General features: G+C 62.9%; 26 protein-coding genes. 21 read left to right on the top strand and 5 right to left on the bottom strand.

What is annotated here, in order from left to right; all coding sequences use genetic code 11:
* Positions 1–6: 6 nt before the first annotated feature.
* The gene (locus VEJ16_06925; protein HYB09385.1) at positions 7–705 is read right to left on the bottom strand and encodes a hypothetical protein; all 699 of its coding nucleotides are present in this window, start codon (positions 703–705) and stop codon (positions 7–9) included.
* 322 nt (positions 706–1,027) lie between these two features.
* On the opposite strand from VEJ16_06925, the gene VEJ16_06920 reads away from it, so the two are divergent.
* A complete protein-coding gene (locus VEJ16_06920) occupies positions 1,028–3,799 on the top strand; it encodes a [protein-PII] uridylyltransferase (protein HYB09384.1) in 2,772 nt (923 codons plus the stop codon).
* A 34-nt stretch (positions 3,800–3,833) separates the two neighbouring features.
* Here the strand turns inward: VEJ16_06920 and VEJ16_06915 are convergent, their stop codons facing one another.
* Positions 3,834–4,253 (bottom strand): helix-turn-helix domain-containing protein, encoded by a 420-nt coding sequence (locus VEJ16_06915; GenBank protein ID HYB09383.1) that lies wholly within the window; start codon positions 4,251–4,253, stop codon positions 3,834–3,836.
* A gap of 212 nt (positions 4,254–4,465) precedes the next feature.
* Between VEJ16_06915 and gstA the strand changes: the two genes are divergently transcribed.
* From gstA to VEJ16_06880, 7 genes are all read left to right on the top strand, one after another.
* Positions 4,466–5,074 (top strand): glutathione transferase GstA, encoded by a 609-nt coding sequence (gene gstA, locus VEJ16_06910; GenBank protein HYB09382.1) that lies wholly within the window; start codon positions 4,466–4,468, stop codon positions 5,072–5,074.
* Between the two features lie 144 nt (positions 5,075–5,218).
* A complete protein-coding gene (gene murJ, locus VEJ16_06905; GenBank protein ID HYB09381.1) occupies positions 5,219–6,772 on the top strand; it encodes a murein biosynthesis integral membrane protein MurJ in 1,554 nt (517 codons plus the stop codon).
* 61 nt (positions 6,773–6,833) lie between these two features.
* Positions 6,834–7,832, top strand: a complete 999-nt coding sequence (gene trpS, locus VEJ16_06900) for a tryptophan--tRNA ligase (GenBank protein ID HYB09380.1) — start codon at positions 6,834–6,836, stop codon at positions 7,830–7,832.
* Between the two features lie 217 nt (positions 7,833–8,049).
* The gene (locus tag VEJ16_06895) at positions 8,050–8,349 is read left to right on the top strand and encodes an antibiotic biosynthesis monooxygenase family protein (GenBank protein ID HYB09379.1); all 300 of its coding nucleotides are present in this window, start codon (positions 8,050–8,052) and stop codon (positions 8,347–8,349) included.
* A 199-nt stretch (positions 8,350–8,548) separates the two neighbouring features.
* Positions 8,549–9,469, top strand: a complete 921-nt coding sequence (locus VEJ16_06890; protein HYB09378.1) for a sulfite exporter TauE/SafE family protein — start codon at positions 8,549–8,551, stop codon at positions 9,467–9,469.
* Positions 9,466–10,212 carry a TIGR02186 family protein gene (locus tag VEJ16_06885; protein HYB09377.1) on the top strand — a complete coding sequence of 249 codons (747 nt, stop codon included), beginning with the start codon at positions 9,466–9,468 and terminating at the stop codon, positions 10,210–10,212. Before VEJ16_06890 ends, VEJ16_06885 begins: the two co-directional genes overlap by 4 nt.
* Positions 10,213–10,228: 16 nt before the next feature.
* The gene (locus VEJ16_06880; GenBank protein HYB09376.1) at positions 10,229–10,714 is read left to right on the top strand and encodes a universal stress protein; all 486 of its coding nucleotides are present in this window, start codon (positions 10,229–10,231) and stop codon (positions 10,712–10,714) included.
* A 41-nt stretch (positions 10,715–10,755) separates the two neighbouring features.
* On the opposite strand, the gene VEJ16_06875 is transcribed toward VEJ16_06880, so the two are convergent.
* Positions 10,756–12,006, bottom strand: coding sequence for an adenylate/guanylate cyclase domain-containing protein (locus VEJ16_06875; GenBank protein HYB09375.1), 1,251 nt, complete (start codon positions 12,004–12,006; stop codon positions 10,756–10,758).
* 160 nt (positions 12,007–12,166) lie between these two features.
* On the opposite strand from VEJ16_06875, the gene VEJ16_06870 reads away from it, so the two are divergent.
* On the top strand, positions 12,167–12,718 hold the full coding sequence (locus tag VEJ16_06870) for a NifU family protein (protein HYB09374.1): 552 nt from the start codon (positions 12,167–12,169) through the stop codon (positions 12,716–12,718).
* A gap of 166 nt (positions 12,719–12,884) precedes the next feature.
* Entirely contained in the window at positions 12,885–14,081 is a 1,197-nt protein-coding gene (locus VEJ16_06865; protein ID HYB09373.1) for a glucosaminidase domain-containing protein, read from the top strand.
* A gap of 337 nt (positions 14,082–14,418) precedes the next feature.
* Here VEJ16_06865 and VEJ16_06860 read toward each other — a convergent pair whose 3' ends face one another.
* Positions 14,419–15,264, bottom strand: coding sequence for a polysaccharide deacetylase family protein (locus VEJ16_06860; protein ID HYB09372.1), 846 nt, complete (start codon positions 15,262–15,264; stop codon positions 14,419–14,421).
* Between the two features lie 275 nt (positions 15,265–15,539).
* On the bottom strand, positions 15,540–16,091 hold the full coding sequence (gene ddpX, locus VEJ16_06855) for a D-alanyl-D-alanine dipeptidase (protein ID HYB09371.1): 552 nt from the start codon (positions 16,089–16,091) through the stop codon (positions 15,540–15,542).
* Positions 16,092–16,289: 198 nt separating this feature from the next.
* Between ddpX and tsaB the strand changes: the two genes are divergently transcribed.
* From tsaB to lnt, 11 genes are all read left to right on the top strand, one after another.
* Entirely contained in the window at positions 16,290–16,979 is a 690-nt protein-coding gene (gene tsaB, locus VEJ16_06850) for a tRNA (adenosine(37)-N6)-threonylcarbamoyltransferase complex dimerization subunit type 1 TsaB (protein HYB09370.1), read from the top strand.
* A gap of 26 nt (positions 16,980–17,005) precedes the next feature.
* Positions 17,006–17,485 (top strand): GNAT family N-acetyltransferase, encoded by a 480-nt coding sequence (locus tag VEJ16_06845; protein HYB09369.1) that lies wholly within the window; start codon positions 17,006–17,008, stop codon positions 17,483–17,485.
* An 84-nt stretch (positions 17,486–17,569) separates the two neighbouring features.
* A complete protein-coding gene (locus VEJ16_06840; protein ID HYB09368.1) occupies positions 17,570–17,992 on the top strand; it encodes a MucR family transcriptional regulator in 423 nt (140 codons plus the stop codon).
* Between the two features lie 181 nt (positions 17,993–18,173).
* On the top strand, positions 18,174–18,602 hold the full coding sequence (locus VEJ16_06835; GenBank protein ID HYB09367.1) for a Fur family transcriptional regulator: 429 nt from the start codon (positions 18,174–18,176) through the stop codon (positions 18,600–18,602).
* Between the two features lie 70 nt (positions 18,603–18,672).
* A complete protein-coding gene (locus VEJ16_06830; protein ID HYB09366.1) occupies positions 18,673–19,503 on the top strand; it encodes a GNAT family N-acyltransferase in 831 nt (276 codons plus the stop codon).
* A gap of 4 nt (positions 19,504–19,507) precedes the next feature.
* The gene (locus tag VEJ16_06825) at positions 19,508–20,329 is read left to right on the top strand and encodes a lysophospholipid acyltransferase family protein (protein ID HYB09365.1); all 822 of its coding nucleotides are present in this window, start codon (positions 19,508–19,510) and stop codon (positions 20,327–20,329) included.
* Between the two features lie 25 nt (positions 20,330–20,354).
* On the top strand, positions 20,355–21,791 hold the full coding sequence (gene miaB, locus VEJ16_06820) for a tRNA (N6-isopentenyl adenosine(37)-C2)-methylthiotransferase MiaB (protein HYB09364.1): 1,437 nt from the start codon (positions 20,355–20,357) through the stop codon (positions 21,789–21,791).
* A complete protein-coding gene (locus VEJ16_06815) occupies positions 21,788–22,807 on the top strand; it encodes a PhoH family protein (GenBank protein HYB09363.1) in 1,020 nt (339 codons plus the stop codon). Before miaB ends, VEJ16_06815 begins: the two co-directional genes overlap by 4 nt.
* Positions 22,804–23,475 carry an rRNA maturation RNase YbeY gene (gene ybeY, locus VEJ16_06810; protein ID HYB09362.1) on the top strand — a complete coding sequence of 224 codons (672 nt, stop codon included), beginning with the start codon at positions 22,804–22,806 and terminating at the stop codon, positions 23,473–23,475. Before VEJ16_06815 ends, ybeY begins: the two co-directional genes overlap by 4 nt.
* Before the next feature lie 21 nt (positions 23,476–23,496).
* Complete coding sequence (locus tag VEJ16_06805; protein ID HYB09361.1) at positions 23,497–24,438, top strand: hemolysin family protein; 942 nt, start codon at positions 23,497–23,499, stop codon at positions 24,436–24,438.
* A partial coding sequence (gene lnt, locus VEJ16_06800) for an apolipoprotein N-acyltransferase (GenBank protein ID HYB09360.1) occupies positions 24,435–25,623 on the top strand: 1,189 nt, incomplete at its 3' end. The genes VEJ16_06805 and lnt, both read left to right, overlap by 4 nt.

Below are 25,623 nucleotides of genomic sequence, written 5' to 3'. Positions count from 1 at the left end.
CGTCGCTCAGGGTGCTGGGGCCGAAAACTCGAAATGCGATGTCTCGCCGTTCGAGTCGAGAAGCTCGACCCAAATCTTCCAGTCCTTCACGTCTTTGCGATAGGCCGCAGGATCCGCAAGCGTAATGCGCGCCCGCGTCGTCGTCTTCGACGGCACGCCGGTGTCGCGAATGCCGAGCGGCCTGTTGTCGAGCCCGCGCCCAACCGGGTCGTTGTCGAAGCCGTGCCCGATGCCGCCGCGCACGCCGCCATCGAGGCCGGCCGAACCGCCGAAGAGGCCGACCACGAAAGTCCCGGGCGGAACGTCGGTGCTGTAGCCGAAATTGCGCTCAACCGTGCGGGCGAGGGGGGCCGAGGCGATGCGCGCACCGTTCGGCCCGAGCAGTTCGACCTTCTCGACGCGGTATCGGCTCGAGGAATCGTCGAACTCGACAGCGACCACGTCCTCTTGAAGCGTCGCGTGCCATTCGAGGCTGGGTTCCACGCTTGTCGATGCCTGCGACCCCTCGGCAAGGCCCCCCGGCACATCCCCTTCGGGCGCTGTAGCCAGGAAGGCGGGATTGGGTGGGGGAAGTGCTACCGCCGGCGCTGCATTCGAGCGCGGCTCCGCCTGGGGCGACTCCGCCTCGGGCGACCCCTCCTGGGGTGAGCCGTCTTGGGGTGGCGGCAGCACCTCGGCACGCGGCAAGGCCGGTCGTTCGTACACATTCTCTTCCCACGCGCAGGCTGTGAGCAGGCTGAGAACCAGGAGAGCACTCGGGCGAATCATGGCGGCAAAGCTAGCACCGGTGTCGCGCGTCGACCAACGCAACTCTGCGAGAGCGGGCGCATATCACGTTCGTCGGGACCGCACGGCTCGGTCCCAAAGCCTGGTTCACGGCGGGGCAAGTGCCCGATTCCCGGACGTAGAAACGCCTGTTGCCGCTGCCATTCGCGATGGATGCATATATTTTCCCGGCGCAAGCTGTGGCAAAGTGCGGTCGCTCCGCGACGAGTGCCTGTGCCCCAGATGCAAGGCCGAAGCCTCGATGTCCGTCATCGCCAGTCCACGCTCGATCGTCAATCGCCGGGACCTCACGGTCGAGCTGGACCACGTCGTCGGTCGCGGGGGCGATCTGGCCCAACTGCGCCCCGAGATTCTGAACATCTTCCGCCGGACGCTCGAAAATGGGCGCCGGGAAATCCGCGAGCGCTTTGCGCGCCATCTCTCGGGCACGGACGCCGTCCGGGGGCTTAGCTACCTCATGGATCAGCTCGTGCGCGCGATCCACGAGTTCGCGAGCACCAAGGTCTTTCCGCTTGCCAATCCGACCGCAGGCGAGCACATGGCGGTCGTCGCCGTGGGAGGTTACGGGCGCGGGGAGCTTGCGCCCTTCTCCGACGTCGACCTGCTTTTTCTTCTCGCCTACAAATCCACACCCAATACGGAGCAGGTCGTCGAGTGGATGCTTTACTTGCTGTGGGATCTCGGCCTCAAGGTGGGCCACGCGACCCGCTCGATCGACGAGACGATCCGCCAGGCAAAGGCCGACATCACGATCCGTACAGCCCTTCTCGAGGCCCGTTACGTCTCGGGCGACGAGAAGCTGTTCGCGGCCTTCAAGAAGCGCTACGTCGACGACGTGATCACCGGCAACGGCATGAATTTCGTCGAGGCGAAGCTTAGGGAGCGCGATCAGCGCCATCAACGCCTGGGCGACTCGCGCTACGTCGTCGAGCCGAACATCAAGGAAGGCAAGGGCGGGTTGCGCGATCTTCACACGCTCTTTTGGATCGCGAAGTTCCTCTACCGCGTCGACGACGTGCATCGGCTCGTCGAGAACGGCGTCCTTGAGGAAGAGGAATACGTCGCCTTCGCCAAGGCCCAGGATTTTCTCTGGACGCTTCGTTGCGTGCTCCACTGGACGACGGGCCGGGCGGAGGAGCGGCTCACATTCGATGTGCAGCCCGAGATCGCGCGCCAGATGGGCTATACCCAGCACGCCGGCACACAGCGCGTCGAGCGTTTGATGAAGCACTACTATCTGGTCGCCAAGGACGTGGGCGATCTGACGCGCATCTTTTGCGCCGCGATCGAGGCCGAGCAAAGGCGCATTCCGCGTTTCTCCCTCGCGGGCCTCCTGCGGCGCAAGCGCGATGTCGAGGGCTTCCGGCTCGAGGGCGATCGGCTGACGGTTACCGATGCGAATGTGTTCCAGGAGAATCCGATCAAGCTCCTGGGCCTCTTCCACGTGGCGCAGCAGCACGGGCTCGACATTCATCCGAATGCGTTACGCGCGGTGCGCCGCTCCCTTCGCCTCATCGACAACAAGCTGCGCGAAGACCCGGAGGCGAATCGCCTGTTCCTGGAAATGCTGACATCTCCCAACGATCCCGAGACGACGCTCAAGCGTCTCAACGAGGCAGGCGTCTTCGGCCGGTTCATCCAGGATTTCGGGCGCGTCGTGGCGCAGATGCAGTACGACATGTACCACGCTTATACGGTCGACGAACATACCATCCGCGCCATCGGCCTGCTCCACGGGATCGAGCGGGGCCGGCACAAGGAAGAGCATCCGCTTTCGAGCGAGATCGTGCACAACGTCATTTCTCGCCGCGTGCTCTATCTCGGCGTCCTTCTCCACGACATCGCCAAGGGCCGTGCGGGCGATCATTCCGAACTCGGCGCCGAAGTCGCGCACAAGCTTTGTCCGCGTCTCGGGCTTTCCCCCGCCGAGACCGAAACGGTCGCGTGGCTCGTGCGCTATCACCTCTCTATGAGCAATACCGCGCAAAGACGCGACATCGGGGACCCGAAGACGATCACGGACTTCGCCTCTCTTGTACAGTCGCCGGAGCGCTTGCGCCTTCTTCTGGTGCTCACGGTCGTCGACATGCGCGCAACCGGCCCGAAGGTCTTCAACGCCTGGAAGGCGGCACTCCTGCGCGACCTCTATTACAAGACCGAAGACGTATTGACCGGCGGGCTTGCCTCGCGCGGCGACGCCGCACGCATCCAGCACGTGATGGAAAATCTGCGAAAAGCGCTTGTCGGATGGAGCGAGGAAGATTTCGCCGCCCATCTTGCCCGGGGGCACGCGAGCTATTGGCTGTCGATGGACGTCGACACGCTGGCCCGCCACGCGGCCATCATTCGCGAGGCGGAGCGCGACAAAGCCCCGATCGCCCTCGATTGGCGCGTGGATACGTACCGGGGCGTTACCGAGCTTACGGTCTACACTGCGGATCATGCCGGGCTCTTCGCGAAGATCGCGGGCGCCATCGCCATCGCCGGCGGCAATATCGTCGACGCGCGCATCTTCACCCTTGCAAGCGGCATGGCGCTCGACAGCTTCTCGGTCCAGGACATGGCGGGCGGGGCGTTCGATCGTTCCGACAAGCTCGCAAGGCTTTCCGCCACGATCGAGCGAAGTCTCGCCGGCCGCCTGTGGCCCGATGAAGTCGCCGCCGTGCGGCGCAATCGGCCGGATCGCATGGACGTCTTCGATGTCCCGCCGCGCGTGCTGATCGACGACAAGGCCAGCGCCACGCACACGGTGATCGAGGTCAATGGCCGCGATCGGCCGGGCCTGCTTTACGCCCTGACACGCGCCTTGACCGAACTCAACTTGCAAATATCCTCGGCCAAGATCTCGACCTATGGCGAGCGCGTCGTCGACGTGTTTTACGTGAAGGATGTTTTCGGCCTGAAGGTCGAGCACGAATCGAAGCTGCGCAAGATCCGCGAGCTTCTCATGGAGGCCTTGAAGGAAAAGCCGGCCGCGGGCGAGCCGTCCAAATGGAGCCGGCCAACCAGGTGATCAGATACCTGTGGCAATCAAGGAACGGGGGCGATCACGCACCGCGGCGCCTGGGCTTTGCGCCGTGCTGTGCCCGGCTGCGCCGTGGTTGCGCGAACCGGACGCTGCGCGCCTCCCGCCCGGCCGTCTTCGCGAGGGTTTGACCCCAGCCGGAGATCGCGCGCTCGACCTGGCGGAAGCCACGCCCGGCGTCGGTCAGGGCATAGGCGACGCGGACGGGCGGGCCGGGCGAGACATGCCTTTCCAGAAGACCGCGGGCTTCGAGCTCCTTGAGCCGACTTGACAGCATGCGGTCGCCCATGGCGCTCAGGCGTTCGCGCAGCTCGCTGAAGCGCAAGAAAGCGCGCTCCTCCAGCGTTGCGATGATCAGCCCGTTCCAGGGGCGCGCGAGGATATCCATGGCCGCCTGGAAATAGGGACAGAGGTGTTCGTATCGATGTTGCCTGAACGCCATTTTCGACCTCGGCTACAGGATCAGTATGGGGATTGCGCGTTCGAAAGAAAAGCGCTTGACTTGCCAAACCCCAAGTCCATATCTAAAAGCATGCAGCTATAGAAAAGGAAGCCATAGCGGAAAAACGTGTGCGAATCGACCGACTCCATCGAGGACGACCGGTCGGACTTGTATTCCAGCCATACCCACCGATCCTATGAAGGGAGTTGTCCATGAAGCTCTATTACACCCCCGGCGCCTGCTCGCTCTCGCCCCATATCGCACTGCGCGAGGCAGGAATTGCCTTCGATTTGGAGCAGGTCGATCTCGGGACCAAGCGCACCAAGGGTGGTGCGGACTACAAGGCGATCAACGGAAAGGGTTCGGTTCCAGCCCTTCAGCTCGATGACGGCCAGGTCCTGACGGAGGGAAGTGCGATCGTTCAATACATTGCGGACCGCGCACCCGAGAAGAAGCTCGCACCCCCGGCGGGCGCGATCGATCGCTACCGCCTTCAGGAGTGGCTGAATTATGTCGCCTCCGAGATGCACAAAGGCTTCAGCCCTCTCTTCAATTCAAAGGCGAGCGAGGAGTGGAAGCAGGTCGTGAAGGACAACCTCGCCGCCAAATTCGATTTCCTGTCGAAGAAGCTCGACAAAGGCACCTACCTCATGGGCGATACCTATTCGGTCGCCGATGGCTATCTCTTCACAATCCTCACCTGGGCGAAGCCAATGGGCATCGACCTCGCGAAATGGCCGGCCCTCAAGGCCTATTCCGACCGGGTGGCGAAGCGTCCGGCCGTGCAAGCGGCACTCAAGGCCGAAGGCCTCGCGAACTAAGTCAGCATCCGATAACCGGCGCGCACCCCGGTGCCGAGACCACAGGGGTGCGCGGCCGGTCGGGTGTCGAGCCGCATTGGCGGATGCCGCGCGTCTCGCCGACCGATACTTCCTAAAGCGCGGGCTTTCCTCTAAACAAGCGCCATGGCGCTTTTGAAGTCGAGCATCACGGTCGGCGGCTTCACGATGGCGAGCCGCGTGCTCGGCTTCGTGCGCGACATGATGATCGCCGCGGTGCTCGGCGCGGGGCCGGTTGCCGACGCCTTCGTTGTCGCGTTTCGGTTTCCAAACCTGTTCCGCAACCTCGTGGCCGAAGGTGCGTTCAGCGCCGCGTTCGTCCCGCTCTACAGCCGCACGATCGAAGGACGCGGCGAGAAGGCGGGAGTCGAATTCGCGGGTGAGGTCCTCGCCGTGATGCTCGCCGCCCTCAGCCTCTTCACCCTTGCGGCGATGGCGGCCATGCCGTGGCTCATGGCGATTATCGCGCCCGGTTTCGTGGGCGAACCGGAGAAGTACGATCTCGCGGTGCAGTTCACGCGGATCACGTTTCCTTATCTTTTGTGCATGGCGCTCGTGGCCCTTCTGGGCGGCATGCTCAATGCGCATTTTCGCTTCAGCGCCGCCGCGGCCTCGCCCATCCTTCTCAACATCACGCTCATTGCGGCGCTCTTGCTTCCGATCGGTTCCGATACGGCCCAAGGGTTCGCCCAAGCATGGGCGGTCGCGGTTGCCGGGATCGGGCAATTTCTGTGGCTCAGCTGGTCGGCCAGGCGGCATGGCGTCTTGCCGCGGCTCCCTCGCCCCCGCCTCACACCCGAGGTGCGAAAGCTCTTGCGCCTGATGCTGCCGGGCGCCTTCGGCGCCGGCGTCGTTCAAATCAATATCGTCGTCGCCACCATGATCGCCTCGCTTCTTCCAACGGGCACCGTCGCAAGCCTTTACTACGCAAATCAGCTTTATCAGCTTCCAATCGGCGTGATTGGCACGGCGATCGGCACCGTGCTTTTGCCGGAGCTTTCGCGCAAGCTCCGCTCGGGCGACAGCGCCGGTGCGGCCGAGAGCCAGAACCGCGCGCTCGAATTCGCACTTCTCTTCACGCTTCCCGCCGCCTGTGCGTTGATCGCGATCCGCGCACCGCTCACGACCGTGCTTTTTCAACATGGCGCATTCGGGGCCGACGCAGCACGCGTGACTGCGGCGGCACTCGCGGCCTTTGCCCTCGGCCTGCCGGCCTACGTGATCGTGAAGTCGTTGGCGCCGGCCTTCTTCGCCCGAGAGGACACGGCAACGCCGGTGCGCGCCGCGATCGTCGCCGTGATCACCAATATCGTTTTGAGCCTTTTACTGATCGGCCCCCTCGGCGCCTCGGGCATCGCACTTGCGACCTCGCTTGCGGCATGGACGAACGTCGCGGTGCTCGTCTATTGGCTCCGCAAACATGCGCATTTTTCGCTCGACGCCGGATTTCGCCATCGCGTGCCGCGCCTTGCACTTGCGAGCGTGTTGATGGCGGGAGCGCTCGTCCTGGCGGCCGATGCTTTGGCGCGGCCGCTACAAGCTGGCTTGGCGGCCAAGATCATGGCGCTCGCTATCCTCGTGCTCGGCGGGCTCGCGATTTACGGCGCCTTGGCGCTCGTCCTCGGCGCGGTCGAAGCAAGGCTGCTCAAGCGAGCGCTCGGCCGCCGCAAGGCCGCTTGACCGTATAGCATCGAGTCGCCATAACTCGGCCGCGCGACGAGACGTCGAAGGAGCCATTTTCATGGGCCGCATCTTCTCGGGCGTTCAGCCCACCGGCAATCTGCATCTTGGCAATTATCTGGGCGCGATCCGGAATTGGGTGCGGCTCCAAAAAGACTACGACTGCATCTTCTGCGTCGTCGATCTTCACGCGATCACCGTCTGGCAGGAGCCCGAGGTCCTGCGCGCGAGCACGCGCGAGGTCGCGGCCGGCATGGTCGCCGCCGGGATCGACCCCAAGGCCTGCATCCTCTTCAATCAAAGCCAAGTCCCGGCCCACGCGGAACTTGCCTGGATATTCAATTGCGTCGCACGGCTCGGTTGGCTCAATCGCATGACCCAGTTCAAGGAGAAGGCGGGCAAGCATCGGGAGAACGCATCGTCGGGCCTTTACGTCTATCCGAACCTGATGGCGGCCGACATTCTTGTCTACAAGGCGACCCATGTGCCCGTCGGCGACGACCAGAAACAGCATCTCGAGCTTTGCCGCGACATCGCGCAGAAATTCAACAGCGACTACAAGATCGACTTTTTCCCGCTCATCGAGCCGATCATCCTGGGTGCCGCGAGCCGGGTGATGAGCCTGCGGGACGGCACCAAAAAAATGAGCAAGTCCGATCCATCCGAATATTCCCGCATCAACATGACCGATGACGCCGATGCGATCGCCCAGAAGATTCGCAAGGCCAAGACCGACCCGGAGCCTCTGCCCGGCGAAGTCGCGGGTCTCGACGCACGGCCCGAAGCGGCAAACCTCGTCGGCATCTACGCGGCCCTCGCCGACATGAGTCTCGAGGACGTTTGCAAGCGCCATGCAGGCGCCATGTTCTCGAAGTTCAAGGACGAGCTCGCGGAGCTTGCGGTCGCCGTGCTCGGTCCGATCGGCGCCGAAATGCAGCGCCTCAAGGCCGACAATGCCTATGTCGATAGCATTCTCAGGAATGGGGCCGAGCGCGCGCGCACCCTCGCCGAACCGATCTTGCGCGAGGCGCAGGACATCGTCGGGTTCGTTCGGGTTTGACGGATTCGTCATGCCCCGAGCGCTGACAGACGTAGATGGCCGGGGCGCCAGGATCCAAGTCCGGGGGCGGGCATGACGCCAAGGAGAACGAACAATCGGAATCAGTGTTCTCAAAATATACTGTATCTAGTGTCATATTCGGATTTGAAGTTCCTGAACGCGGCTGCCGTCAAAATCACAGAAATGTCAAATCCGCCATACGAGGGAGTATTCGGCGATGATCCTTGAAATTGCGCAAATCGACGTGAAGCCCGGTCTCGAAGCGGAATTCGAGGCCGGCGTGGCGAAGGCGACGTCCATCTTCAAGCGCGCCAAGGGCTGCAACGGCCTGGAGCTGCAACGTTCGATCGAGAAGCCGCAGCGCTATCGCCTATTAATCCAGTGGGAGACGCTCGAAAATCACACGCACGATTTTCGCAACTCGGAGGATTTCAAGGCGTGGCGCGCGCTCGTCGGCCACTGCTTCGTTACGGGACCCGAGGTAGAACACATGAGGCAAGTGGCGAGAGGATTCTGATGGCGTTCGGCGAAAAGTGCGGCACTTATCCCGCGCACGTCCCATTCTTGCGCTTTCCACCTTATGATCGATCGATTAGGGTAGCTCGTCGCGGCCGAACGCCTCTCCGACGCCGCGGACCGTGCCAACGGGGTCCTACGCTGCAGTAGCGCCGCCACGCGCATGAGTGGGCGATGCGCCGAGACGGGTGCGACGAGCCATGCAGATCTATCTCCCGATCGCCGAGCTCTCCCTCAATGTGTTCGGTCTTCTTGGCCTCGGCGTGGTCGTCGGATTCCTTTCGGGCCTGTTCGGGATTGGCGGCGGCTTCCTCTTGACCCCGCTCCTCATCTTCATCGGCGTGCCGCATGCCGTCGCCGTGAGCACCCACGCGAACCAGTTGATCGCGGCTTCCGCGTCGGGTGCGCTTGCCCATTGGCGGCGCAACGCGGTCGATTTCCGCATGGGCCTGGTGATGCTGCTCGGCGGCTTCGTCGGCTCCACGCTCGGCGTTTGGCTGTTCAAGGCCCTCAGCCGGATCGGTCAAATCGAGCTCGTGATCTCGCTCAGTTATGTGGTTGTCCTGGGGCTCGTCGGGCTCCTCATGCTGTCGGAGAGCGGGATCTCCATGCTCCGCCAACGTCGCAAAGCGCCACCCAAGCCGCGCGCCGGCCGGCATCCCTATTGGGTGCGCGTGCTGCCGTTCAGGATGCGCTTCTACCGCTCGCGCATTTACATCTCGGCACTCGTTCCCTTCGTGGTCGGCATGTTCGTCGGCGTGCTCGTCGCCATCATGGGTGTCGGCGGCGGCTTCATCATGGTGCCGGCGATGATTTACCTCCTCGGCATGCCGACCGCGGTCGTGACCGGCACCTCGCTTTTCCAGATCGTCGTGATCACCGCAAACGTAACCTTCCTTCAGGCGCTGACGACGCAGACGGTCGACGTCGTCCTCGCGCTGATTTTGATGATCGGCGGGGTGCTCGGCGCGCAAGTGGGCGCTCGCACCGGCGGCTACCTCAAGGGCGAGCAGGTGCGGGGACTTCTCGCCCTGCTTCTGCTCGCGGTAGCCGGCAAGCTTCTTTATGACCTTGTGGTAACGCCCGCCGATCTCTATTCGATCTCGCGAGGCGGCTCATGAGGATCCAGCAGTCGCTGAGGCTAATGATCGCGCTCGCGTGCCTCTCATGCCCGCTCGCGGCGCACGGCCAGGCCCTCGTCGCCGATCTTTCGAGCCATCTTGTCGCGATCACGACGGGGTTCGCGGGGACCGACGTGCTGCTATTCGGCGCCGTCGAGGGTCCCGGCGATGTGGTGGTCGTCGTACGCGGTCCGGATCAGCGGGAAATCGTGCGCTATAAAGCGCGGGTCGCGGGAATCTTCGTCAATCGCAAGGAAATGGCGTTCTCGCGCGTGCCGTCGTTCTACGAGGTCGCTGCATCGGGCGAGCTCGACAAGATCGCCTCGGCTAGCGAGCGCGCGCGACTCGAGATCGGTTCCGAGAATTTGCGCTTGATCCCCGAAGTCGAGCGCGATCCGGCGACCGTCGCGGACTATCGTGCGGCACTCATCCGCAACAAGGAAGCCCAGGGGCTTTGGGCGCCAAACGTGGCGAAGGTCACCTCACTCGGCGCCCGACTCTTCCGGGCGAATCTATATTTCCCTTCGAATGTCCCGGTCGGAATCTATCAGGTCCAGGTTTTCCTGTTTCACGATGGCGAAGTGAGGGCGGCGCAAACCACGCCGCTTTCGATAAGCAAAATCGGCGCGAGCGCCGATATTTACGAGTTCGCCCATCGCGCGGATGCGGCGTATGGAGCCATCGCAATCGCGCTCGCGCTCGCGGCCGGGTGGGCTGCCAGCGCCATATTCCGGAGAGTCTGACCCAACGGAGCGATCCATGGCAAAGCGCGCGAAGGAACAGCCGACCAGGACATTTCTTGTCATGGTCGATCGCACCGAGGAACTCAAGGTGGCACTGCGCTACGCCTGCCGTCGCGCCTCCCATACGGGCGGGCGCGTATCGCTTCTTTGCGTGATCGAGCCGCCCGAGGGCATGGGCTGGATGGCGGTCGAGCAACTTGCGGAAAGCGAAGGCCGCCAGGAAGCGGAAGAGAAGCTTCAGGAACTCTCCGCCAAGGTCGTCGAATGGACCGGGCAGATGCCCGCAATCCATATTCGCGAAGGCCGTCCCCTCGATGAGCTTCTGAAGCTGGTCGAAGAAGAACCGACGATCTCGATCCTCGTCCTCGCTGCCGACGCCGGCCCCAAGGGTCCCGGACCGCTCGTAACGGCGCTGTCCGGCAAGCACGTGGCCAAATTGCGGGTTCCGCTGACGATCGTGCCCGGCAATTTGACCGACGCGCAGATCGACACGCTCACGTGAAGGGGCTGGCCCCTAATGTGGCGAATTCCGAATTCGCCGCACTAGTTGTCTCTGCGAATCGCCGCGCGCCGCACGATCGCCTCGCGGCCGGTCAGGGAAGGTGCAAAAATCTCTTCCGGTTCGGAAATGCCGCGCAAGGGGTGAAAGCCCAGGGAATCGACCGGGTAGACGCACGCCTTGGCGAAATCGCTCGACAATAAAAGCGATCGATCGAGCGCCTTCGAAAGCGCTTCGATGCGCACGACCTTGTTAACCGCAGGCCCGATCACCGTGAAATCGAGCCGTGCCGGCGTGCCGATATTGCCGTAGGCGACGTCGCCGACGTGAAGTGCTATTCCAAGCCGTATCACGCGCTTGCCCTCGGCCTTCCGCGCCTCGTTAAGCTTGGCGACGTTCTCGAGCGCTTCGAGCGCCGACTCCATGGCGAGGCCGACGCGCTCGCGGCCGCTCTCGGCATCGAGAGGAAAGATCGCCAGCATGGCGTCGCCGATGAATTTCAGGATTTCGCCGCCGCGCGTGAGCACGGGCTCCCCGACCGCTTCAAAGTAAGCATTCAACAGTTCGATCAACTCATCGGCGGGAATCGCGTCCGAGAGGGCCGTGAAACCGCGCAGATCGCAATACCAGAGGACGGCGTGAATTGCCTCGACCTCGCCCCGGCGAATGCTGCCGTGGAGCACGCGCTGGCCCGTCTGGGCGCCGAGATAAGTGTGGAGCACATTGTTGGCGATGTTGTCCGCTTTGTAACGCTCCACGAAAAGGCCGAAGAGGGGCAGAATGTCGTTGAGCAGCGTCAAGTCCGCGACCGAAAATCCGCCCGGGCGGTCGGACGCCCATGTCAATGCCGCCGACTGGCCCTGCCAGTCGGGTACGGCCATTGCCACATAGTCCGTAGCCCCCGCCGCGCGAAGCTCCCCGAGGATCGGGAAGTCGAGATGCGGATCGGGAACATCGAGCCGCCGGCGCAGGCCCGCAGCACCTTCGTAAATCACCCGAATGGGGCTGTTGAGGTACGCATCGGATTGCGACATGGCGTATTCGCGCAAGATCCGCTCGACCTCGGCGCCGCGCCGCCAGATCAGGTTGATCGCGGACAGTTGGGGATGCAGCACCCGCGCGCTCAAATTGGCGCGCCAGAGGGGCACGCCGCTTTCGACTAGTCGGTCGCAAAGATTGGAGAAAAATTCTTTGCCGTCCCGGATTCCGCGGCCGTCGGTCAGCATCCATTCGACTGGCTTCGGCAGCACGAGGCTTGGAGGGCGCGAGAAGGCAATGCCTGCTTCATCGTTCATCGGTCTTTCCCTTCGGTGCAATAGATAGGATGCGCTGCCGCCCGGGAATAGGGGAGAATGACAAAGGCCAAGACAACCCTTGATCTTGAATCGTTCTAGTCCCATCTAAGGGCACGCTGCGGGAATGACCGCGGCAGGCAATGGCGTCGACGGGGCTTTGATGTTCATACAAACGGAACCGACACCCAATCCCGCAACTCTCAAATTCCTGCCGGGCCGGGAAATCATGTCCTCGGGCACAGCCGATTTTCCTTCCGCGGAAGCCGCCGGGCGGTCGCCTTTGGCGGAACGCCTGTTCCAGATTGATGGCGTGACCGGTGTTTTTTTGGGCTCGGATTTTGTGACCGTGACCAAGGGCGAAGATCGGAACTGGCAGGTCCTCAAACCGGCCGTGCTCGGCGTCATCATGGAGCATTTCACGGCCGGGCGGCCCATCCTGATCGAGACTGCGGTCGCGGCCGACGCGGAAGAGGGCGAGGCGGAAAGCGAAATCGTCTCGCAAATCAAGGAACTTTTGGACACCCGCGTTCGTCCGGCCGTGGCGCAGGATGGCGGCGACATAATCTTTCACGGATTCCAGGACGGCGTCGTCTATCTTCACATGCAGGGATCGTGCTCGGGTTGCCCGAGTTCAACCGCCACCCTCAAGGCCGGCATCGAGAACATGCTTCGCCACTATCTTCCCGAAGTGGTTGAGGTCAGGGCTGTTTAAGCCTCTCCATCGGATGCATGCTTTGCTGCGCTACTCGCAAATACGCGAGAACGGTGACAGATATTCGCGATCTCTGATATAATTCTCGCCTAATTCGTGGTGTCGGCGGTCCGTTGCCTGGAACCGCGCCGCCCTTCACGCAACCTGTGAATGACGGAGAATGCCCATGTGGACGCAATTTTCTCCAACCAAGCGCAAGGCTTCCCTCGCCACAGGTGCCGCCGCCCTCGCGGCCCTTGTGGGGAGCGTCTTCGCGCAATCGCCATTTTATGGGCAACTCGCCAGCATCGTCTTCTCCAATCCGGGCGAACTTCCACCCTTATCGGGCCTTGGCGGGCATGCGCTGATTTGGCCCTGCAGTTCGGTTTCGCCTGTCGTCCTCCCGCATGCGGCGGATGCGACCGGTTCGAACTTGGCCAACGAACGTCCCAGCCACGGCTTTCCATGGCTCCATGTCGACGCCCTTCGGCTAACCCTTCCGGCTGAAACAACACCGGCAGAGTGGACCCTTGGAGCTGGCCGCGGCGAATATCGGGCTGAAGGTGTGCGCACGGTTGCCGTCAACGATACGGCGGAACTCAGCAGCGCCTTTCAAAGCATGGGCTACCAAATCGACGATGGCGAAGATGCAACCGGGGCACTCGAGGTTCCGCGGCTGATCGTGACCGAATTGCCGAAGGATATGGCAGACGTTGACGAGCCCGATTTCCGCAAGGCGCTCTTCTTCGAAGTCATGCTTCCTCTCGTTCTTCAGGCGAACGAGGGAATCCTCGCGGAGCGCGATCGCCTCATCGCGATTCGAGCTCGGATCGAAGCCGGGGAAACGATGTCGGATGAAGAACGCAACTGGCTCGATGGCATCGAGGCCGACTATGGCGTGGCCAACGACGACTTCGGGGAGCTTCTGGCGCGCGTCGACGTGATCCCACCATCGCTCGCCTTGGCGCAGGCGGCCGTCGAGAGCGGATGGGGCACTTCGCGCTATGCGCTCGAATCGAATGCGATCTTTGGCCAATACACGACGGACGCCGATCTGAGTCCCGAGCCGGCTCCGGGCTCAAGGAATTCCGATTACCGGATCCACGCTTTCGGCGGGCTCTTCGAGGCCGTCGTCTCCTATGCTCGCAATCTCAACACGCATCCGGCTTATCAGGGATTTCGTCACCTCCGCGCACAGGAGCGCAAGGCCGGCGGCACGCCGGATGGCCTGGCGCTCGCCCGCACCTTGCAGCGCTATTCATCGCGCGGCGACGACTATATCCATGACATTCGGGCGGTCATACGAGCAAACGAGCTCGACGCCCTCGATGACGCTGCACTCAAGGGCGGCGAGGTAACGCGCGTGGTGCCGGGCAACACGTAGTCGCATGCTCGTGCGGCGAATCCGAAATTCGCCACATTTGGGTGCGGGACCGTGAGAGAATTTCGGATTCAAGGCACAGTAGCGCCTTGTGTCCGACAAATAATTCCGGACTTCTCCAATCGTCATGCCCGCCCCGGACTTCGATCCGGGTCTCGGCCTTCGGCCGGCTCGGCCATGACGTTAAATAGAACGAACCACCGGACTCAGCGCACTCACACGAGGTTGTCCATCGTGTGATATTCGGATTTGAAGTTCCTGAACGCGGATGCCACCAAAATGACAGGAACTTCAAATCCACCACACGAGCGCTGGATTGCACCTGCCGCCGCAGGTTCGATCAGTGCTGTTTCTCGATATAGAGCTGCGTGCCGAACCAGCGCCAGCGATGACCCTCCGCCGGCATCGTGCAATTGATGCGCATGCGGCCCGATGCAATCGGATGATCGGCGCGGACTTCGATGCGACGGGCATCGAGCGCCTCGACCTTGAGGTTTCGAGCGGAACCGGAGTAGCAATCGAGTCCCTTCAAGCCACCGACCGACGGATCCACCGTAAAGCCAAACGCCGGTGGGTTCACTCGCGTCAGGGGATCCGCCGGTGTTATGTCGACGACGGGCAGCGGAAGGGCGTTCGCCGCGACGCGAAACCGCTCGAGGTCGCCGAAAGTTTCGTCGAAGGCGAAGCGCGGGACGAAGTAAAGATCCCCACCCCCATAGGCGACACCGGAATGTTGGCCGAACGCCGCGATGTATCCTGCCTTCATCACTTCGCTGCGCACCGCGAGGCTCATTTCACCGTAAGGATAGGCAAAAAGCGTTGGCAAAGCGCCGAGTTCCGTCATGAATCGTGCATTCGCTGCGCGAATCTCCGCGCCATTTTGCGATGACGGCGTTTCGGTCATATGCCGATGCGAAGCACCGTGGGAACCGATCGTCACACCCGCCTTGGCGAGAGTGCGAATCTCGTCCCACGTCATGAAATCGCCGTTGGCGCCGTCGATTTGGTCGCTCGCGACGAAAACCGTGAAGGGAAAGCCCGCCGACCTGAGGCGCGGCCACGCCTGCGTGAACACCGAGCGATAGCCGTCGTCGATCGTGATTGCGACGGTCCGGTCGGGCAATGGCTTATGCGCGCGGAACGCCGCGATGATATCGGGCAGCGACATGACGGTATAGCCGCCCATCGACAATTCCGCGAGATGGGCGTCGAATTGGGCGATCGAAATAGTGGCGACAGTATTGGCGGGATCGCCAATTCGCTGATATGCGACTATCGACGCAGACTCGGCGGCTTGCGCACCGCCAGAGGCAGTGCCGGTTGGCGCGATGAAACTCAGCGCGATAAAACAAAGCGCCCCGAAAGATGGTGTTCGAAATTGTCGGCTGTGCGCGATCACGCGCGCACCATAGCTTCGTTTCCATGACAAGCAAACGATCTTCGTTCACTGGCGCGGCTCGCTTACATCATCGATTGCTGTAATGCACGGTCGGAGATCAGCGGATATCGGCGGGCATCGAAGAGCTGATAATGCCACCACTCGTTTTTATAGAAGTCCCATCCGGCTGCGCTCATAATCCCGAGCAGCAAATGTCGATTGCGTTGTGCGTCGCGCGACACAAGCGTGTCGCCGTGATGGGAGCGCGGGGTGAAGGCATCGAATGATGTGCCCATTTCGAGCTCGTCGCCGCGTGCGTCGACGAGGGTCAGGTCGAGTGCCGCACCGCGGGAGTGCGGTGAACCGCGGCGCGGGTCGGCAAGGAATTGCGGGTCGGGCCGATGGGACCACATGCGCCATTGCGCCTCGGTCGGGCGGTAGGCATCGAAGATCTTGAAGCGATAGCTCAGTGCCGCTGCAAGCTCAGCGGCGCGACCCAGGCGTTGGGCTGCTTCGGGATTGAGATAGCACGCCGCTCGCCGATAAATCGGGGCGCCGGTGAAATTCTGGGCGGTGGCATAAACCAATTCGAGTGTCAGCGAATGACTCGCGGGTGTAATCTCGACCAGCACCATGGATTCCCTCTTCTACCGTTGTGGCAGGCGGCGCACATGCAGCATGCACGATTGTCTCGCCTGTGGTCTGCGGGGTCACCCTCGCGAACCGGTCGCTGCCAGGATGATGACGCCAGCCGGATACGACGATCCTCGCTGCGAACGGATTTGCAAGGTGCCGTTGCCCCGTACACATCTTAGAGCGTGAAGCGGCAGGCAATGAAGGTCCTGGCATTCGACTGTTCCGGCGCGGCTTGCTCGGCGGCCCTCTGGGAGGACGGCACGACCGGCGCCCATCGCTTCGAACGACGCGAACGCGGACATGCGGAGCGTCTGCTGCCGATGCTGAGGGAAATCCTGTCGGAACGTGGAGCGACTTTCTCCGACGTCGACATTTTTGCGGCATCGACCGGGCCGGGCGCATTCACGGGCGTGCGTGTGGGCCTCGCGACATTGCGCGGCTTGGCCCTCGCTGTTGGGCGGCCGATGCTCGGTGTGACGAGCTTCGAGGCAATTGCCCATAGCACCGATGAGGGCGAGCGTGCCGGCCGCGATCTCCTTGTCGTCATCGAAAGCAAGCGTGCGGATCTCTTCGCCCAAACCTTCTCGCCATCGCTGCTGCAGGAAGGAGCGCCGCAGGCGCTACCACCCGATCGATTGGTCGAGCAAATCCTGGCAACCAATTCGAGAAATGCTCTTCTCGTCGCCGGCGACGGTGCCGGGCGCATCACCCCCCTCCTCCGCAAGACGGGCCGCGATGCGGTCGAGGCACGCGCTGCGGCGTTCCCCGACGCAAGCGCCATCGCGCGACTTGCGGCGACGTGGCGCGCGCGGGCGTCGCACCGGCCTCCCGCACCTATTTACCTGCGCGCCCCGGCGGTCACCCTACAGCACCCAGCGCGCGGATGAGGGCGGCGGCGACACGATGGCGCATATTGCCCGCGTCCGATGCGCACGCGCATTTGCTTGCCGAACTCCACGCTCGCGCCTTCGAAGTTCCTTGGTCAGCCGCATCGTTGGCGGAACTCATGGCCATGCCCCGCACCTTCGCCCTTCTCGCACATGGTGCGACAAGCACCGATGAGCCCGTGCATCCTGCGGGCTTCATTCTTTGCCGCGTTGCGGCCGAGGAATGCGAAGTGCTGACGATCGCCGTCGACGTCGCCACAAGGGAGCGTGGCGTCGCCAAGGCGCTGCTTGATGCCGCGTCGACAGAAGCGGCCGATCGCGGCGCCAACGCGATCTATCTCGAAGTCGCTATAAACAACGCGCCCGCTCGGCGGCTTTACGCCGCTGCCGGATTTTTCCCCGTCGGCCGCCGCCAGTCTTACTACCAGAGCGCGAAAGATCGGCCGAGTACCGATGCACTTGTCCTGATGTGCCCATTAAATCGTTCAAGCAGTACAAAAGCCTAATTTTCAACTGATAAAGAAGAAGGTTGTCAAAGACGACGACAGTATTTATAACCAAGAAGAAGTTCACGTAGAGGACCGGGGATAATGGCCGACCAAACGAATCCAAGCGAAATCTTGTCATTGACCGCCAAAATCGTCGCGGCGCATGTCTCGAAAAATCCCATTGCGGTCGATGAATTACCTAGTTTAATCAAATCCGTACATGCCAGCCTCCTGGGCCTGGATAAACCACTCGAAATTGTGCCGGAGCGGCCGCAAGCGGCGGTCCCGGTCAAGAAATCGGTGACGCCGGACTACATTGTATGCCTCGAAGACGGCAAGAAATTGAAAATGCTCAAGCGGCACCTCAAGACGGCCTACAACTTGACGCCGGAGCAATATCGGGAGCGTTGGGGCCTGCCGAGCGATTATCCGATGGTGGCCCCCAATTACGCGCGGCAGCGCAGCCGTCTTGCTAAGGAGATCGGGCTCGGGACTCGCGCACGTAAAGGCGGGCGCGGGGGCTGAACAGCGCCCCGCTCGGATGAGCGAAGGCCGACCCGACCGGATGCTTTTCTTAACGCGATGCGGCGCGTACTGAAACGGGCTCTCTACTCGGCCGATTCCGCCCCGGATACGCGATAGGCGGGTGTGGTCTTTTTGGCTATAATTCGTTAACGGTCGGAATTGGGAGCGAGCGGACTGAATCATGCCGTCGCGCATCGAGCGGCTTTGCACCGACAAGGGATTGAAGATGACCGACCAGCGCAGGGTGATTGCGCGGGTTTTGTCGGACTCGGCCGACCATCCCGACGTCGAGCAGGTCTACCGGCGCGCCATCCAGATCGACCCGCACATCAGCATTTCAACCGTGTATCGAACGGTACGCCTTTTCGAGGAAGCAAATATACTGGAGCGACATGACTTTCGCGACGGGCGAGCGCGTTATGAGGAAATCCCCGAATCCCACCATGACCATTTGATCGATGTGCAGACTGGCAAGGTGATCGAATTCACCAATGAAAAGATCGAGCAGTTGCAGCGCGAGGTTGCGGGCCTGCTCGGCTACGACCTCGTGGATCATCGACTCGAACTCTACGGCGTGCCGCGCGGCTCGGAGGGAAAGTCGAAAAAATGAAACGTGCCTGCCTTACTTTCCTCTCCCGCAAGACGGCACTTGTAGCAGGGAGGAGATTGACTTGAGCAAAGTGACCAGCCTTAGAAACGCGCGCGCAGCACCGGATGAGGTCACGCGCGTCAGCAACCTCGAGGTTCGTCTGGCCGCGGATCGCGCTGAGATCGAGGCGGCGATGGCGCTGCGCTACCGCGTGTTTTACCAGGAGATGTCCGCAAGGCCGACTCCTGAGATAGAGGCCCGCAGGCTCGACTTCGACCGATATGACGAAGTGTGCGACCACTTGCTCGTGATCGACAACGACCGGATCGGCGTGGCCGAGCGCGTCGTCGGCACATATCGCCTGATCCGACGAGGTGCCGCATCCAAGGTCGGCCAATTTTACAGCGAGGACGAATACGATATCTCGCAGCTCAGGGAATACCCGGGCGAAATTCTCGAGCTCGGGCGCAGTTGCGTCGACGCCAACTACCGTACGCGCGGCACCATGCAGCTTCTCTGGAAAGGTATCGCGGACTATGTGTGGCGGCACGAAGTCGCCTTGATGTTCGGGTGTGGCAGTCTGCCCGGGACCGATGTGCAAGCACATGCGAGTGCGCTCACCTACCTCTACCATTTCCATCTCGCACCCCCCGGCTTGCGCGCGCGGGCGGTTCCCGAACGTTATGTCGAGATGCGCGTGCTCGATCCGGCGGGAATAAACCCAAAACGCGCCCTTGCGGAATTGCCGCCCTTGATCAAGGGCTATTTGCGGATCGGTGGCTTTGTCGGTGACGGTGCGGTGATCGATCACCAATTCAACACGACCGACGTACTGATCCTGGTAAAGACCGGTTGGGTCACCGAGAAATATCGCGAACATTTCTCGATCGACCGCGCCAAGGGCGGAGGGACACTGGATTAATACCATGGGTTCGCCGCTGCGTGGCTTCGTCCGACTGCTGCTCTATATCGGCTGGACGGTCGTGCTCATTCCCGTACAGGCGTTGGCAGTGACGTTCGGCTGGCGGCTGAGGGAGACCTTGCCGGTCTTCTATCATCGCTCGTGCTGCCGCATCTTCGGAATCGAGGTCGAGGTGCGCGGGGTGCGAGCGCCGGGTCGTCCCGCCCTCTTCGTGTGCAATCACACCTCGTACCTCGACATCATGGTGCTTGCGTCGCTCATTCCCTGTTCGTTTGTGGCGAAGAGCGAGGTGGCGAATTGGCCGCTATTCGGTCTTCTTGCGAAGCTGCAGCGCACTGTCTTCGTGGTGCGCGAACGGCGGCAGGCGGCTGTTCAGCGCGACGAGATCGGCGAGCGGCTTGCCGCACGCGAAGCCTTGGTCCTTTTCCCCGAGGGTACCAGCAACGACGGCAATCGCGTGCTGCCGTTCAAGAGTGCGCTCTTCGCCGTAGCGAACGAAACGATCGGCGGCGTCCCACTCACCGTGCAGCCGGTTTCGGTCAGTTACGTGGCCCTTGACGGCATGCCGCTCGGCCGGTTCCTGCGGCCTTTCTATGCATGGTACGGCGACATGGAAATGGCGACGCACATATGGCGTGTCGCGACCCTCGGTGTCTTGACGGTTGTCGTCGAATTTCATCCGCCCGCTCCGCACGAGGCCTTTCTTTCCCGCAAGACGCTTGCGGATTATTGCTTCAGGCGCGTTTCGACAGGTGTGGCACGAGCATTGTCAGGGCGCGCGCCCGTGTCCGAGCCACCGGAAGGCGCCGTCGTCGGGGCGGGATGAGTAAGCGGGACGAGGATTGGGGGGCGTGATACGCAAGCTTTTCATCAGAAGCTACGGTTGTCAGATGAACGTCTACGACGCCGAGCGCATGGCGGAACTTCTCGCTCCGCTCGGATTTGCGGCGACCGCTTCGCCCGACGACGCGGACATCGTGATCCTCAACACATGCCATATTCGAGAAAAGGCTGCGGAGAAGGTCTATTCCGAACTCGGCCGGTTGCGTGCCATCAAGGAGGCGCGGCAGGGAACGGGTGGGGAGCTGATCATCGCCGTGGCAGGATGCGTTGCACAGGCCGAAGGCGCGGAGATCATGCGCCGCCAGCCGGCCGTCGACATGGTTGTCGGGCCCCAGTCGTACCACCGGTTGCCCGAGATGGTGGCGCGCATCGTTGGCACTGGAAAGGGCGGCCGCACTCTCCTCGAGACGGACTTCGACGTCGAGCGCAAATTCGACGAGCTGCCGCGTGCGAGGGGGGTACGAGGGCCCTCCGCTTTTCTCACCATCCAGGAGGGATGCGATCGGTTTTGCACATTCTGCGTGGTTCCATACACGCGAGGGGCCGAGTATTCGCGCCCCGTCGGTGCTGTGACGGGGGAGGCGCGTCAACTCGTGGCAGGCGGTGCGCGCGAGTTGGTACTTCTCGGCCAGAATGTGAACGCCTATCACGGCGTCGCCGATGCCGGCGCCCCGAGCTGGGGCCTCGGCCGGCTCATCCGCCATCTTGCCGGGATCGAGGGGCTTGCGCGCATTCGCTACACGACGTCCCATCCCCGCGACATGGACGAGGAACTGATCTCGGCGCATCGCGATATCCCTCAACTCATGCCGTTCCTGCACCTGCCGGTGCAATCGGGCTCCGACCGCATTCTGGAGGCGATGAACCGGCGCCATCGGGTCGGGGATTATCTGCGCACGGTCGAACGTCTGCGCTCCGTGCGGCCGGATATGGCGCTCTCGTCCGATTTCATCGTCGGTTTCCCCGGCGAAAGCGACGCCGATTTCGAGGCAACGCTCGCCCTCGTGCGCAAGGTGACCTTCGCGCAGGCCTATTCCTTCAAATACAGTCCGCGCCCTGGAACACCCGCCGCGATCATGGAGCGCCAGTTGCCCGATCCGATAAAGGAAGAGCGCCTCGCGCGGCTTCAGGACCTTATCACCGCGCAACAGCGCGAATTCAACAGCAAGACCGTGGGTCGCCGACTTCCCGTGCTGCTCGAGCGCCGCGGCCGCCACAGCGGCCAGCTTGCCGGGCGCACGCCTTATATGCAGGCCATCCACGTCGAAGCATCCGAGGCGCTGGTTGGCTCGATCGTCGACGTCGAAATCTCGGCGGCCCACGCCGTCAGCGTGACGGGAACGCTTGCCGGGGCCGACCTCGGTTTCGTGCACGCTTGCGCAGGACGGCCGGCACCAGCACCGACACCCGCGGATCGAGGGGAGGACGTGAGGATCATCGCGTGAGGACGCGCCCGCCCGAGCGCGAAGGCGCTCCCGTTCGTTTGCAGTTCGAGGACAATCGATTGCTGCCGCGGCTCTTTGGCGAGCACGATCAGCACCTCGCGCGAATCGAACAACAGCTCGGCGTCGAGCTCAGCCAGCGCGGCAACCAGCTTTCGATCCAGGGGCCGGCAGACGGTATTGAAACGGCGCGGGAGGCCATCCGCAGCCTTTATCGCCGCCTCAAGAGCGGCAAGGATGTCGACCTCCACGAGGTCGATGCAGCACTGCGTCTCGCCTCACGCGGCGGTGCTGGGTCGGCGGAACCGGAAATCGAGCTCGCCACCCGCCGGCGGGTGATCGCACCCCGTTCGCCCACACAGGCCGAATATATGAAGTCGCTCCAATCCTACGAGCTCGTGTTCGGTCTCGGACCCGCAGGGACGGGCAAGACCTATCTTGCGGTCGCGATGGCCGTCACCTTGATGACGAGCGGCAAAGTGGACCGCATCATCCTTTCGCGGCCCGCGGTCGAGGCCGGCGAACGGCTTGGCTTTTTGCCGGGCGACGTGCGCGACAAGGTCGACCCCTACCTGCGCCCGCTCTATGACGCGCTTTACGATATGCTGCCGGCGGATCAGGTGATGAAGCGGCTCGCGAACGGCGAGATCGAAATCGCACCGCTTGCCTTCATGCGCGGACGCACGCTTTCGAATGCGTTCGTGATCCTCGACGAAGCGCAGAACACCACACCCGTGCAGATGAAGATGTTCCTCACGCGCCTTGGCGAGAACTCCCGCATGGCCGTGACCGGCGACTTGACTCAGATCGACTTGCCGCTCGGCGCGCGCTCGGGTCTCGCGGACGCGGTCGAAGTGCTCAAGGGTGTCGACGGCATCACATTCATTCGCTTCACCGACGCGGACGTGGTGCGCCATCCCATGGTGACGCGCGTGGTGCGCGCCTATGACGCAAAGGATCGTCGCCTCCTCGAGAATGCGCAAACGCGGCGCAGGAAGAGCGATATGGGCGAATCATGACGGCCGTCCGAGCGACAACCCGGATCGAAATCGCGATCCTGACTTCGGCATGGTCCGCCGCCGTGCCCGAGCACGAAGAATTGGTCCGGCGCGCGGCGAAGGCAGCCGTCGCGAGCGCGCGGGTCGACGGATGCAAGTTGCCGCCGCGCGTCGAGATTAGTTTGGCGCTTGCCGACGACCGGCTCGTGCGCACGCTGAACCGCACATACCGCAAGCGGGACAAAGCAACGAACGTTCTCTCGTTTCCCACGGCGGAACCGGGCGGCCCGACGTTGCGCAAGCGACGGGCGGCGACTGCCGCTCCCGACCGCCGTCCGTTACTGCTCGGGGACGTCGTCGTGGCGTTCGAGACGACCCGCGCCGAGGCGGCCGCCCAAGCCAAGCCGCTCGATCATCACCTTGTCCATCTCATTGTACATGGCACGCTCCATCTCCTTGGCTATGATCATGATAGGCTCGCTGAGGCGCGGCGGATGGAAGGTTTGGAGGTTTTGATATTGGCTCGTCTCGGCATCGCCGATCCTTACGGCGCCAATTCGCACGCCGCCCGGCGGCGGGCGACGTCGAGACCGGGCGTCGCCGATAGGTGCCGGGCACCCGGATCCGCGCGCACGACGCCAAGAATTGAAACGCGCGCAGCACCCGTGCGCGGAAGGGGCGGGAAATGACGGTCGCAGGGGTTCCGACCCATGGCTGATCGGCTGTTGGACGATGCGGCGCATGCTGGCGCCAAACCCGCGTCCGAAACGGCGGGCGACGAGGCTGAGCGCGACGTTTCGCCGTTTCGGATTCTGCGCCAATGGCTCACCGGGGTGCGTCGGACGCGCAACGGCGAATCGGGCTTGCGCGAAGCGCTCGGCGAGCTCATCGAGGAGACCGATGCGACGGGCGCTGAAATCGATCCGCAGGAGCGCGCCCTTCTTGCGAACATCTTGAAGCTGCACGACCTGACGGTCGCTGACGTCATGGTGCCGCGCGCCGACATCGTCGCGGTCGAACACACGCTTTCGCTCGACGAGCTGACGCGCGTGATGGGCACGGAGGCTCACTCGCGCATGCCCGTCTATCGCGAGACCCTCGACGACGTCGTCGGCATGGTTCACATCAAGGATGTCCTCGCCTGGTGGGGCCGCGAGAGCGAATTTCGAATCGCGAAGATCATGCGGCCCGTGCTCTTCATCGTGCCGTCGATGCGCGTGCTCGATCTCCTGCTCAAGATGAGGGCGACGCGTCATCATTTGGCGCTCGTCGTCGACGAGTTCGGCGGGATCGACGGCATCGTCACGATCGAGGACCTGGTCGAGGAAATCGTCGGCGAGATCGAGGATGAGCACGATGTCGATCCTAGGCCGATGATCCAGGAATTGCCGAATGGAACCTTCCTCGTGGATGGGCGCGTCGAAATCGAGACGTTCGAGGAGCGCGTGGGCAAAATCCCGCTCGACGACACCCATGAAGAGGTCGACACGCTCGGTGGCCTCGTTGCGGCCCTGGCCGGCCGCGTGCCGGCGCGCGGCGAGATCATCGGCCACCCCGCGGGCTACGAATTCGAAGTGATCGATGCCGACGCGCGGCGTATCAAGCGCCTGCGCGTGCGCAAGGCTCCTCAACTACCGCCGGCTGCCTCATGACCATGGCGCGCGTGGCGCTAGGTGCGGGGCTCGGCGCGCGCCTCGTCGACCTCTCAGCGCGTGTTGCGGCCCGCAGGGGGATTCGGCGATACGGTCTGGCGTTTCTCCTCGGCATTTGCGCCGCCCTTGCATTGCCGCCCTTTTATGCGACCCCCCTCATCGTCCCGGCGTTCACGGGACTCCTCTGGCTGTCCGACGGTATCGAGACGCTCAAGGCCGCATTCGCACTCGGCTGGTGGTTCGGCTTCGGCTTTTTCCTCGTCGGGCTCTATTGGGTCGGAATTGCGATGGCGGTCGATATCGCGCAATTCGGCTGGATGATCCCGTTTGCGACCGGGGGGCTTTCGGCTGGGATGGCGATCTATTCGGGCTTTGCACTTGTCGCATTGCGCATGTGCCGCGCCAAGGGACTAGGACGCGTCTTCGCACTCGCCCTTGCCTGGACGGTATTCGAATGGGTCAGGGGACACGCACTCTCGGGTTTTCCGTGGAACCTGATCGGCTACACCTGGACGATTGCCGACGCGCCGATCCAATTCGCGTCCGTCGTCGGAATCTATGGCCTCAGCCTCGTGACGGTCCTGATCGGCGCCTTGCCGGCGGCACTGGGCGGACCGGATGCCGTGCGCCGGCCCTGGCTCCCGATCCTTGGGGCGATCCTGGTCGCGGCGGCGCTCTGGTGCGGCGGTGCCGCCCGCCTCGCGAATGCCACAACGGCGATGGTGCCCGGCGTCGAGCTTCGTCTCGTGCAGCCTAACATCGAGCAAGCGGACAAGTGGCAAGCCGAACGTGTGCGCGACAATCTCCTGACCGCGATACGCCTGAGCAACGGCCCCGGCCGCGAACGGATCACCGACATCGTTTGGCCGGAGACGAGCATCGGACCGTTCTTCCTCGATGAGGATGTACAGCTTCGCGATGCACTTGTGAGTGTCGTGCCGAAGGGCGGCTTGCTTCTGACCGGAACGCTCCGCCGCACGCCGCGCGAAGACGGGCCGGGCCCGGATGGCAGCGCCTATCGCTACTACAATAGCCTCGAAGCGCTTGACCAGGAGGGGCGCGTCGTCGCGCGCTACGACAAATTCCACCTGGTGCCGTTCGGCGAATACGTCCCGCTGCGCAGTGTCTTGCCAGTCGAGACGATTGCGCCGGGGCGCGGTGATTTTTCAGCCGGGCCTGGACCGC

Source organism: Alphaproteobacteria bacterium (genome assembly GCA_035625915.1).
Taxonomy (GTDB): domain Bacteria; phylum Pseudomonadota; class Alphaproteobacteria; order JACZXZ01; family JACZXZ01; genus DATDHA01.
The sequence above is the reverse complement of the archived record's forward strand: the minus strand, read 5'-3'. Positions and strand labels throughout refer to the sequence as shown.